Raw genomic sequence first — 11,126 nt, 5'->3', positions numbered from 1 at the left:
CGCGTTACTCCACCGTCACGCTCTTGGCGAGGTTTCGCGGTTTGTCCACGTCGCAACCGCGCAGGACGGCCGCGTGATAGGCCAGCAGTTGCAACGGCACGACGCAGACGATCGGCTGGAGCAGTTCCGGCACGTCGGGCACGTAGAAAACGTGCTCGGCGAGGCGGGAGATTTCGGTGTCGCCTTCGGTGGCGACGGCGATCACGCGGCCTTTTCGCGCTCGCACTTCCTCGATGTTGGTGATGACTTTTTCGTATTGGCTGTTCTTCGTCGCGATGAACACGACGGGCATGTCTTCGGTGATGAGGGCGATGGGGCCGTGCTTCATCTCGGCGGCCGGCATGCCCTCGGCGTGAATGTAGGAGATTTCCTTCAGCTTCAGCGCGCCTTCCAGCGCCGTGGGATAGTTGCAGCCCCGGCCGAGGAAGAGCCAGTTTTCCTTGTCCTTGAAGCGATCCACGACCTCGCGGATGGCGTCGCTTTGTTCGGTGATTCGACGAATCTTGCCCGGCAGCGATTCCAGCGCTCGCAAATAATCCATGAGCATCGGCTGTGACAAGTGCCGCCGCCGGCCCAGCATCAGCGCCATCATGGTCAGCACCAGCACCTGGCCAAGATAGGCCTTTGTGCTGGCCACGCCGATTTCCGGGCCGACGTGCAGATAAACGCCGGCGTCGGTTTCGCGCGCGATGGTCGAGCCGACGGTGTTCACGACCCCCAGAGCAATCGCGCCCTTTTCCTTGGCCTCGCGAAGGGCCGCGAGCGTGTCGGCGGTCTCGCCCGACTGGCTGATGGCGATCACCACGGTGCCCGGCTCGACAACCGGGTTGCGATAGCGAAACTCCGACGCGTATTCGACCTCGGTCGGGATGCGCGACATGTCCTCAAAGAGAAACTCGCCCACCAGCCCCGCGTGCCACGCCGTCCCGCAGCCGGTCAGGACGATCCGCCGAACGCTGGCCAGTTCGCGGGTCAGCCCCGCAAGACCGCCCAGGTGCAGTCGCTCATCAGCCGTGCTGACCCGGCCGCGCATGCAGTCTTCCAGCGCGCTGGGCTGCTCGAAAATCTCCTTGAGCATGAAATGCTCATGGCCGCCCAGTTCGATGTCCTCGAGCGACATCTCCAACTCGCTGACTTCCTTGGAGACCGGCACGTTGTCGAGCGTCGTCGTGCGGAACCCGTCGTCGGTCACGACGGCCATTTCACCGTCCGACAAATAGACTACTTGCGTCATATGCTGGACGATGGCCGCCGCGTCCGAGGCGACGACGAACTCGCCGTCGCCGATGCCGATGATCAGCGGGCTGCCCTTGCGCGCCGCGACGATCTTGCCCGGTTCCTGACTGCTCATGACGGCGATGCCGTATGTGCCGCGCACCTCGCGCAGGGCCGTGCGCACCGCAATCTCCAGATCGCCGTCATAAAAATGGCCGACCAGTTGCACGAGCACTTCGGTATCGGTGTCGCTGCGGAACTGCACACCACGCGTTTCGAGATAGGTGCGCAGCGCCTGAAAATTCTCAATCACGCCGTTGTGAATCAACGCGATGCGACCCGAGGCATCCACATGGGGGTGCGCGTTCAGGTCCGTCGGCGCGCCATGCGTCGCCCACCGCGTGTGCGCCATGCCGCACGTGCCCACCAGCTGCTCGGTCGAAATCAGCGACTCAAGCACCTTGATCCGGCCGGCAGACTTCTTCACGACCAAGCCGTTGTCGTTCAGCACGACGATGCCGGCCGAGTCATACCCTCGATATTCCAGCCGCTTAAGCCCCTCCATGATGATGGGGCGCGCTTCGCGATAACCGGTGTAGGCGACAATTCCGCACATTCGTGGTCAGGCTCCCTCGCAAGATCGGTTCGGCGGCCGGTCAGGCGACCGAACCCTCGGACATCTTACCTCATTGTAAGCACCGATGTTACGTTCATCGGTCGGGTGGGGTTCCCGATGGATGCACACTACTTCGAATTAGTTGAATCCTGCCGATTAGTCATGTAACTCCTGCTGGGGTCAAGAATTATCAGCCGTGCCCCTCCGGCTTCCTTCGGGCTGCGTAAAAGCGACCCCGGAACGATCCAGTCGGCCAGTCAATGACTTCGGAGCTTTGGCGACCAATTCCCAAATTGCTTCTCGAGGCGGTTATGGTAGGGCGAATTCCCCAGAAAGACATCCAGATTGAGGCGACGAGATCAAAGCGAACGGGTCATAACACACGTCGGATGTGCAATGAGCCACGGATCGTGTGAATCAGATCGAAGGCGACGTTCGACGGATCTCGATTTTCAAGGAGAACTACCAACGTGGAGCTTGATACGCCGCGGCAGCTTTCGGTACAGTAAACCGGCGGGGCGGTGAGGGTTGATGCCGATTTGATCGACTCACGTCTAGTTCACGGAAGGTGCGGGCATGAATCGCGGAATCCGGTTTTCACGTCTGTTCATCGTTTCGGTGATTTTGACGCCGGCCCTGACGTTGCCGGTACTGGCCGGTGCGCACACCTGGCGGGTCAACGAAGTCTTCAGCAACGCTGCGGGGAACATTCAGTTCATCGAACTGCGCGAGTGTTGCGGTGGAAACTTTGAGACGGGCGTCAACGGGCAGTTGCTGACCAGCAGCACTCGTTCGTACACGTTTTCGGGTTTCACCATTCCGCCGACCACGGCCAACCGACACCTGCTCATCGCCACGCCGGATTGCGCGGCGCTGCCGGGCTTCCCGACCCCCAATTACATCATTCCGGCCGGCAGCGTTCCGTTCTTCAACACTGGCGGCGATTTCGTGAAGTACGCCGTGTATGACACGCTGACCTTTGCCAGCGTTCCGACCGATGGCGTCCACTCGCTCAACGCCGGGTTGGTGGTGGCCTGCAATACGCCGACCAACTTCGCCGGCGCGACCGGCTCGATCAACCTCGGCTGCTCCATGCTCGGCGACGTGAACGGCAGCGGCGGACTGGACGGCGGCGATATCGCCGGATTTGTTCGCGTCAAGACAGGCACGCCGATCGGCGGCGACAACGTTGCCTGCGCCGAGTATTGCACCGGCACGCTGGCCGGCGACATTGCCGCCTTTGTCAACGATCTTCTCTGAATTAGACGGGACTAGCATAACCAGATGGCTTTGATTCGACTCCGCCGTGCTGCGCTGCTAGGTACGTTCGTGGCGGTGGCGGTGTCTTTTTCGGGATGCGAAGAGCACGCGCCGCGCGGGGCCGACGTCTGCGCCGAGGCCGTCACGAAAAACCGTTGGTGCGACGCACGCAACGTCGGCTTCGTCGCCGGCGTGCCGATCCAGTCCCGTCTGCTCTTTGATGCCCTCGACGCCCACGGGCACGAATTGAACCTCCGGGCGTTCACCTGCCCCGGTTGCGTCGAGGCCATTCGCACCGGCGGCTTCTGCGACAAATGTCGAATCGGCTGGGTCGACGGCATGGCCTACTTCTCGCGGCTCACGTATCACCTGGCGCGAGGCCGTGTCGTCATCGCCGCGGATCATCGGTGCCCTGCCTGCCGGGACGCTTCCGGGCCGACCCACTGGTGCGATGTCTGCAAGCGGGGCGTTGTGGGGAACACGATCTTCGAAAACCGTGCGGATTTTCTTGGGGCACGGCGCGGATTCGAATTGATGCTCACGGCCGACGAGGCCTCGCGCCGGTGCGAGACCTGTGCGCTCGCGATCCTCGCGAATGATTCCTGCTTTTTCTGCAAGGTGGCCTATCTGGACGGCAAGCCGGTTGCCACGGCGCGGCGCAATTAACTGTCGCACCCCGGAGCGAGCGCATGCACGGCAGGGCGGCCGCCTTGCCGAATGGAGCGATTTCCATTAGCTTCAGGTTGCTTCGCCTGGCGAGCGTCCATGCGCCTGTAGCTCAATTGGATAGAGCACCGGACTTCGGATCCGGCGGTTGGGGGTTCGACTCCCTCCGGGCGCGGTTTTCCCCGTAATGGTGTGACCGCCCCCTTATGGCAATTCCGTTTCATCCGAGCAGGCGCGGCCTTTGGGCTTGTTCCGGCGTTGGGTTGGCTGCGGGCATCGTGGTCGCGCTGGGATGCTCCGTCGCCTGGGCACACGACGTGAACCTCACCGAGGTCGAGGTGACGTTCCGCGCCGGCGGAACTTACGAAGTCCGCATGCGTTACGACGTGGACGCCTACCTCATTGGCGTACGGCCTGAACACATCACGGAGTCGGATCTGAAGGCGCTGCGCGCGATGCCTCCCGCGCAGCGCGCGGAACGCGAAAAAGACCTGCGCGATCTGCTGGGCCGGCGCGTGCGCATACGCTTCGACGGGCATCGCGTTGAACCGGAGATTGCCTTCGTCCCCTCGGGCCTGCCGATCGCGCGACCGACGAGCCAGGCGACGACTCAAGCGGGCCAGTCGTCGGACGACGGCAGCCACGCTTCGCGCGTGGAGACGATTATTGCACTGACCGGGAGGGTGCCCGCCGGCGCCACGACGTTCGACTTCTGGGCCTCGCGCTCGTTCGGCACGATTGTTCTGCAAGTGGGGCGCGACTCGGGCGGCCGCTCGCACGAGATCATCGAGCCGGGAGCGGGCAGCAAGCCGATCGACCTGCGCGCAGCGCCGGCGCCGGCCTCGCGCAGCGCGATCGCGTGGCAATACCTGGTGCTGGGTTTCGAGCACATCCTGCCGCTGGGCTTGGATCACATCCTGTTTGTCGTGGGATTGTTCTTATTGAGTACGCGCTGGCGGCCGCTGCTGTGGCAGGTTTCGGCTTTTACGGTGGCGCACACGCTGACGCTGGCGCTGTCCATGCTCGATGTGGTGCGTCTGTCTTCCGCCATCGTGGAGCCGCTCATCGCGCTGTCGATCGCTTACGTTGCCATCGAGAACGTCTGCACGACGCGGCTGCATGTATGGCGGCCTGCGGTGGTCTTCGGTTTCGGGCTGTTGCACGGCCTGGGTTTTGCGGGGGTGCTTTCCGAACTGGGCCTGCCCGACGGGCGTTTTGCCACGGCCTTGGTGAGTTTCAATGCCGGAGTCGAACTGGGCCAGCTTGCCGTCATTGCGCTGGCGTTCATGGTGGTCGGATGGTGCCGCAGGGCCGAGTGGTACCGCCGCCGCGTGGTCGTTCCCGCGTCGTGCCTGATTGCCGCAACCGGCTTGTTCTGGACGGTGCAGCGCGTGATGTAAGCAAACGTCAAGAAAGTCAGTCGTGCGGCTTCGAAGTCGGCTCGGGCGCGGGCTTGGACTCGGCCTGTGCAGGCGTCGGCGTGTCGGTCGCCCCGACCGGCGTGGCCTTCGATGCGGGCTGGCCCGATTTATTCAGCGTGTCTGATTTGCCGTCTTCCTTTTCGCTGTCCGCGCTTTTGCCGTCCTTCTGAACCGGCCCGATCTTGCCATCCGGCTCGGCTTTTCCATCTCGATTCGGCTGGATCGGGCCGGCCAGCGTGCGGTACAACGCTTCCAACTGCTGTTTCATCTGCGCATCGGCCGATGCGATCTGGTTGGTGTTGGCAAGCTGCATCAGGCGCTTGTGCATTTCGACGAAGAGATCGCGGATCGGCTGCTCGAGTTCTTGCCGGCGCTGCATCAGCTCGCGCGGCTTGATCTTCCTGGCGTCGGTCTTCAGGACCTCGTTGATCTTGTCGAACTCTTTCTTTTGTTTCTCGCGGTATTTCTCCGCTTCGGCTCGCATCTCCCTGTGGATCTTCTCGCGGGCCGCGATGGACTGCTTCTCGTCCAGTTGGTACGTCGCAATGAACTTGTTGACGTAAGCCAGCCACTGGTCTTCGGGATTCAGATGAACCGCGGTTTGAGGCTGGCCCAGCTCCTTCCGCGCCGCGTCGTTGGCAACCTTGGCCAGCGCACCGGTCGGCCCGCCGCCGCCCTTCCAGGTCTCCAGCGTGCGTGAGACCTGCTCAAATTGGGACTTCATCAGGGACAGATCGAGATCGTGCGTCTTCTTCTGCTCGTCGTTCAGGACGTTTCGCCATTCCATGTTGCCGTCAAGAATGGCGACCTTGGCTGCTTCGTAAATCGGCGCGGCCCGCTCGGCCCAACGCTTGTAGATGTCCGCGTTGCCCTTGATGATTCCCAAACGCAGGTCGATGGACTCCTTCAGCAACTCGCGAATGTCCTTCTCATACTTCTCCAGAAAGGCCGTCGTGTTCTTCACCAACAGCAGGCGTGTGTAGTTCTCCTGCGCGTCGTTCAGGTTGTACCGCCGCGCGATCTGCTTGACGGCGTCTTCCATCATCGCCTGTACATCCCACAATTCGGGATTGTTCGGATGCGACTGCGCCGTCGGCTTGACGTCCCGAACCGGCTGATCCGGATTCTGGGCCGATGTCACCGATGCGCCGGACAAGGCAAGGGCCAGCGCCAACAACGATGTAAACAGCCGCCGCGCTTTCAACGGGGCGACGGTCGAAGGGAGTACGCTTGAAACGAATCGGGATCGGTCGGTCATGTCACTCATTCTCGAAGTGCCGGGCCGCATGCAAGGGGGAAGGCGGCTCCGTCGGAATCCTACCATTCTACGGCCTGCCTCCGCCAGGGTTGCACCCGCCGGGATTGTATAGGTTTCTACCGGACAAGGCTTTAATGTCGATTGGCGTCAACGTGGCGAAACAGCGGAAAAGCTTCAAGCCGGCAGCTTTTGCGGCGGCGCCATGCATAAATTAAATCGACCATATCGGCCTTTCGGTCGCAGGATGGAGAAGTCGTACCCAGTAGGCGCGATTGTCCGACGCCGGGGCGAGCCTTGCCGGGCTTCGACGAGGACAAAAGCCCCACGTCAAATTTTTTGCAAACCCGCACAAAATATGAAGATCAGTTAGCCCGTGTACCGCTAAGATGCAAAGAGGAAATCCGCGCCGCGGGTCAGGCATGTCTGAACATACACGAGGCCGTCCAAGGGGCGCTTTCGCTTTCGGGTTTACGGACAATCTCCCCCGATCACACGGGAACCGGTCGAAATTTCATGATGCGAAAGCTTAAATCCAACTTGCGGATGCCCCGGCGATGGTTCCGATTGAACCGCCGCGCAGGGGGTATCCTGCTGGTCTGCGCCGGGTGGATGATCTCCTCGGCTTATGCAAATCAGGCTGCGAGTCAGCCGTCAACCAGTCGACCGTCAGACGGTGCTGCGTCACTCTCCTCGTCGTCGCTTCAGCAAGACATTACCGACCACTACGAATTGATCATCGGCGACAACACGGCCCAGGCGCGTCGGCTGGGCGCGACGAAATTGCTTGAGCTGGGCAGTCCCGATGCCGTCGCCCGCCTGGTCGATGTTCTGCGAACCAACAGTCCGACACGCCTGCCCGCGCGCATGGCGGTGTGCGAAGCAATCGCCGGTCGTGAGAATCCGCCGGTGGTATTGCTGGATGCGTTGATCGCCTGTCTGGGCGACAAGTCGCCCGGCATGTCGGAAGCCTTGACTCGGGCGCTGCGTCGCTTTGACACCGCGCTCTCGGTGGAGCGGTTGCGGCCGCTGGCGAGCGATGCCGACGTGGCGCTGGAGCGTCGGCTGGCGGCGATCGCGGCGCTGGGCGAAGCGGGAGACGACATCCGCGCGGTGGCGGCGCTGGCGACCATGCTGGAAGGAACCAGCCCGACGATTCAGGCGGCGGCGCTCAACGCATTTTCGGCGGCGACTGGCGTGAAGCATGATTCCACGGCGACGGCGCTGACGTGGTGGGGTCGCCACTCGACCCTGACGGGCACGCAATGGTTGTGGCGTGTGAACGAGGCGCGGCGCGAACAGGTTCGCCGGCTGCAAACGGTTCGAGCCGACTTGAATCGTCGCGTCGTGCAGTTATCGCGCGAGGTCTACCTGATGACGGTGGAAGGGGAACGCGCGGAGCGCTTGTTGTCGTTTTTGCGGGATGATTTGCCCGCCGTTCGCAGCCTCGGATTGGACCTGATCAATGATCTGATCACCGATCGCAAAGACATCAACGCCGATGCGAAGTCCCGCGTCGTGGAATTGCTCGGAGACGCGGATGCACCGGTGCGCCTGAAGGCCGCGACGATCGCCGGGGAGCTGCGTCTGGCCGGCGCGTTGAATCGCTTGCTCGATGCGCTCATGGCGGAAACCGTGCCCGATGTGCGGGTTGCCCAGGTGGGGGCGCTGGGGCGGCTGGATGATCCGGCGGCGGTGCCGGCGCTGATCGCGCGGCTGAACGACGACGCGTCGGTGGTCGTCGGGGAGGCGGCGTTGGCGTTGGGGAATCTGGCTCGGAAACGAGCGGATGCAGGCCCGCCGGTCGATGCGATTGTGACGGCGATGCTGGATCGCTACGGTCGTCTGCGTCCGGTGGAGGAGGACGTTCGCGAGAAGTTCATTCAGGCGATGGCGCGGATCGGTGACGAGACGTTCCGAGTGGAGTTTCGGCGCGCGATGGCTTCGTCGGAGAGCCTTCGCATTCGTCGCGCCGCGATCTCGGGACTGGCTGCATTCGGGGATGTGGCTTCGGCGGACGACGCGCGCGGGCTGCTCAAGGCACAAGAAATGGAGATTCGCCAGGCGGCGGTCGAGACGCTGGGCAAATGCGGACGGCGATTGGAAGATTTGGCGGCGCTGACCCCCCATTTGTATACCCGGAGCGAGTCCGACGCGGGGGTGCGCGAGCAGGCGTGGCGAGCGTACCTGGCGGTCAGTGAGCGGATTCCTGCGCAGGACGTATTGCGCCTGGCCGAGGAATTCGACCGCACCGGCGACAAAGTCGATCAGCAGCGTTGCGTCGATCTTTTGCGATCGATTCGGGTGGTCGAAGCACGATTCGAGAGCCTGCCCGCACCGCAGCGCTTTGAGCTGCTTTTTCAATTGGCGGAAGGCCTGGCGCAATTGGGTGATCATGTCGGAGCGGCGACCAGTCTTGAGCAGGCTGCGGCGCTGCGTGTCCTGTCGGATCCGGCCGACGCCGTCGCGCTGCTGGCCCGGGCGCTGTCGGCTCGGCTTGCGGCGATGGAAGACGGCACGGCGATTGAGAGGTCGCTTCAATTGGCGCGACGCATTGAGGGTGGTGCCACGAACGTGACCGCAGCGTTTACGGAAGTTGTATTGAATGAGGCACAGAAGCGCGCGGACCAAGCGACCGATGCACAGGGTTTCAACGCCGCGATGAGCCTGCTTGATGCGGCGGCGTCCATGTTGAACGATGCCGGAAAGGCGCCCCAGGCCGCGGCCATTCGCTTGCATGCGATCACCCGCCGCGCCGGGATCATCCAGGACTTGCTTGCGGATTATCTTCTGGATGGCGAGAGCGAGGCACGGATCATCGGCTTCGGACCGGAGCCGGTCATCCCTCCTCTCGTCTCGTTGCTGGAACCGCGTAAAGCGGGTTCGGCCGATCGACCCGATCTTCGCGCGCCGACCGCGTCGGGCGAACAGCGGCTTATCACTCTCGCACGCAAGCTCGTCCCGCAATGGAAAGGGCTGGATGCGTCGGCCGACGACGAACAGCGCGCGGCCGCGTTGAGTGAGCTTCGAATGCTCGCACGTCAAACAGAGAGTGGCGCGGCCCCGGCCGAGCGCATGTGATTGGCGCTGGGTGCGTTCCATTTCCGGACGGGTGGCAATTGCCGCGTTGATCGCCGACTCGATTTTACTTGCCGACCGGCCTTTCGTAGGCTATCTTTCATTGGACGCATTGAGCGACGATGCGCTAAGCCGGTCGCCTGCGGGAAATGCCGGCAGCCCGACTCGAGCACCCTTGTGTGCGCAGGACGGGTCGAAAAACCGTCCGAAACCATACCGGTAGGGTAGCCGCTCGTTGCTCGATGCGTCGCTGTTTTTTACAGCTTTGCCCACGCGTCGAAGAACCCCGGGAACGTCTTCGCGACGCAACCGGGCTCGGCGATCACCATCCCATCCAGCCGCAGCCCCGCCAGCGCGAAACTCATCGCGATTCGATGATCGTCATACGTTGTGATGCGCGCTGCATGGGGAATCCCGTCGGGCTGAATGACGATCCCGTCCGGGCGAAGCTCGGTCGCCACGTTCATGCGCCCCAGTTCGGTCGCCAGCGCCGCCAGCCGATCCGACTCCTTGATCCGCAGATTTGACACGTTGCGAATGCGCGTCGGGCCGGCGGCAAAGGCCGCCAGCACCGCCAGCGTCGGCGCGGTGTCCGGCAGGTCGCCCAGATCGACGTCAACCCCGCGCAAATCGCCGGCGGGCGGGCCGAATACCGTTGTCTGATGTTCGTCCTGCTCGATGCGGCACCCCATGGATTCCAGCACGCACACGAATTGGGTGTCGCCTTGCAGGCTGGAACGCCCCAAGCCCTCGACCGTTACTCGTCCACCGGTCAGTGCGGCCGCCGCGAAGAAATACGACGCCGCGCTGGCGTCCGGCTCGATCCTGTAGTCGCAGGCGCGATAGGTCTGGCCTTCCGGAACGATGAATCGCCGATCCTGCTCGGCCACGACGCCGACGCCGAATGCTTCCATGACGTGCAGGGTCATCGCCACGTAGGGCCGGCTGGGCAGGTCGCCGGTGATCTCAATCAGCACGTCGCGCACGGCGCGCGGGGCCGCGAGCAGAATCGCCGAAACAAACTGGCTCGATTGAGGATTGTGAAGCGTCACCGGGCCTCCGCGAAGGCCGCGACCGTGTACGTGAAGCGGGCAGAATCCGGCTTGTTGCTCATAATTGATCGACGCGCCGAGATCGATCAAGGCGGAGACCAGATCGCCGAGCGGACGCTGCCGCATGCGCGCGCTGCCGTCGAGGCGGAAGTCGCCCTGCGCCGCCGCGCAAGCCGCCGTGAGAAAGCGAATCACCGTTCCCGCGTTGCCGCAATAAAGACTCGCGTCGGTGTTTGGAAAGTAGCCGCCCCGGCCTGCGACGCGCGCCCAGGGGTGCTCATCGCCGCCATGCGGATCGACCGCCACGGCCAAGCCGAGCGCTTCCAGTGCGCCGATCATGAGCCGGGTATCGTCGGCGAGGAGAATGCCGTGAAGAGTCGATTCGCCCCGCGCAAGCGCCGCCGCCAACAGAGCGCGATTGGTCAGGCTCTTGCTGCCCGGCAGGCGGACCGTTCGATCGACCGGCTGTTGAACCGGCCGAATCAGAATGTCGGTAGGATCGACGGGCGGCATGCGCGTCATGCTATCACGCGCGTTCGCCGTCGGCGAGCGATGCACCCGTC

7 protein-coding genes and 1 tRNA gene are annotated in these 11,126 nt (G+C 63.2%); 5 read left to right on the top strand and 3 right to left on the bottom strand.

Features of this window, described 5'->3' with window-relative positions; translation table 11 throughout:
* Positions 1-4: 4 nt before the first annotated feature.
* A complete protein-coding gene (gene glmS, locus HRU71_04080) occupies positions 5-1,831 on the bottom strand; it encodes a glutamine--fructose-6-phosphate transaminase (isomerizing) (GenBank protein ID QOJ02714.1) in 1,827 nt (608 codons plus the stop codon).
* Between the two features lie 576 nt (positions 1,832-2,407).
* Between glmS and HRU71_04075 the strand changes: the two genes are divergently transcribed.
* The 4 genes from HRU71_04075 (at position 2,408) to HRU71_04060 (ending at position 5,157) form a co-directional block, all read left to right on the top strand.
* A complete protein-coding gene (locus HRU71_04075) occupies positions 2,408-3,091 on the top strand; it encodes a hypothetical protein (protein QOJ02713.1) in 684 nt (227 codons plus the stop codon).
* Between the two features lie 24 nt (positions 3,092-3,115).
* Positions 3,116-3,757: a hypothetical protein gene (locus HRU71_04070; protein QOJ02712.1), complete on the top strand. Its 642-nt coding sequence runs from the start codon at positions 3,116-3,118 to the stop codon at positions 3,755-3,757.
* A 101-nt stretch (positions 3,758-3,858) separates the two neighbouring features.
* Positions 3,859-3,932: transfer RNA gene (locus HRU71_04065), tRNA-Arg, on the top strand.
* A 199-nt stretch (positions 3,933-4,131) separates the two neighbouring features.
* Positions 4,132-5,157, top strand: a complete 1,026-nt coding sequence (locus HRU71_04060; GenBank protein QOJ04913.1) for a HupE/UreJ family protein — start codon at positions 4,132-4,134, stop codon at positions 5,155-5,157.
* A 16-nt stretch (positions 5,158-5,173) separates the two neighbouring features.
* On the opposite strand, the gene HRU71_04055 is transcribed toward HRU71_04060, so the two are convergent.
* Complete coding sequence (locus HRU71_04055) at positions 5,174-6,436, bottom strand: hypothetical protein (protein ID QOJ02711.1); 1,263 nt, start codon at positions 6,434-6,436, stop codon at positions 5,174-5,176.
* Positions 6,437-6,949: 513 nt separating this feature from the next.
* Here HRU71_04055 and HRU71_04050 point away from each other — a divergent pair.
* Entirely contained in the window at positions 6,950-9,514 is a 2,565-nt protein-coding gene (locus HRU71_04050) for a HEAT repeat domain-containing protein (GenBank protein QOJ02710.1), read from the top strand.
* 254 nt (positions 9,515-9,768) lie between these two features.
* On the opposite strand, the gene aroA is transcribed toward HRU71_04050, so the two are convergent.
* Positions 9,769-11,076, bottom strand: a complete 1,308-nt coding sequence (aroA, locus tag HRU71_04045; GenBank protein QOJ04912.1) for a 3-phosphoshikimate 1-carboxyvinyltransferase — start codon at positions 11,074-11,076, stop codon at positions 9,769-9,771.
* Positions 11,077-11,126 lie beyond the last annotated feature (50 nt).

The sequence above is a fragment of the Planctomycetia bacterium genome, from assembly GCA_015200345.1.
Lineage (GTDB): Bacteria > Planctomycetota > Phycisphaerae > UBA1845 > UTPLA1 > PLA3.
Note: the sequence above shows the minus strand (reverse complement) of the source record. Positions and strands in the feature narration are given on the sequence as shown.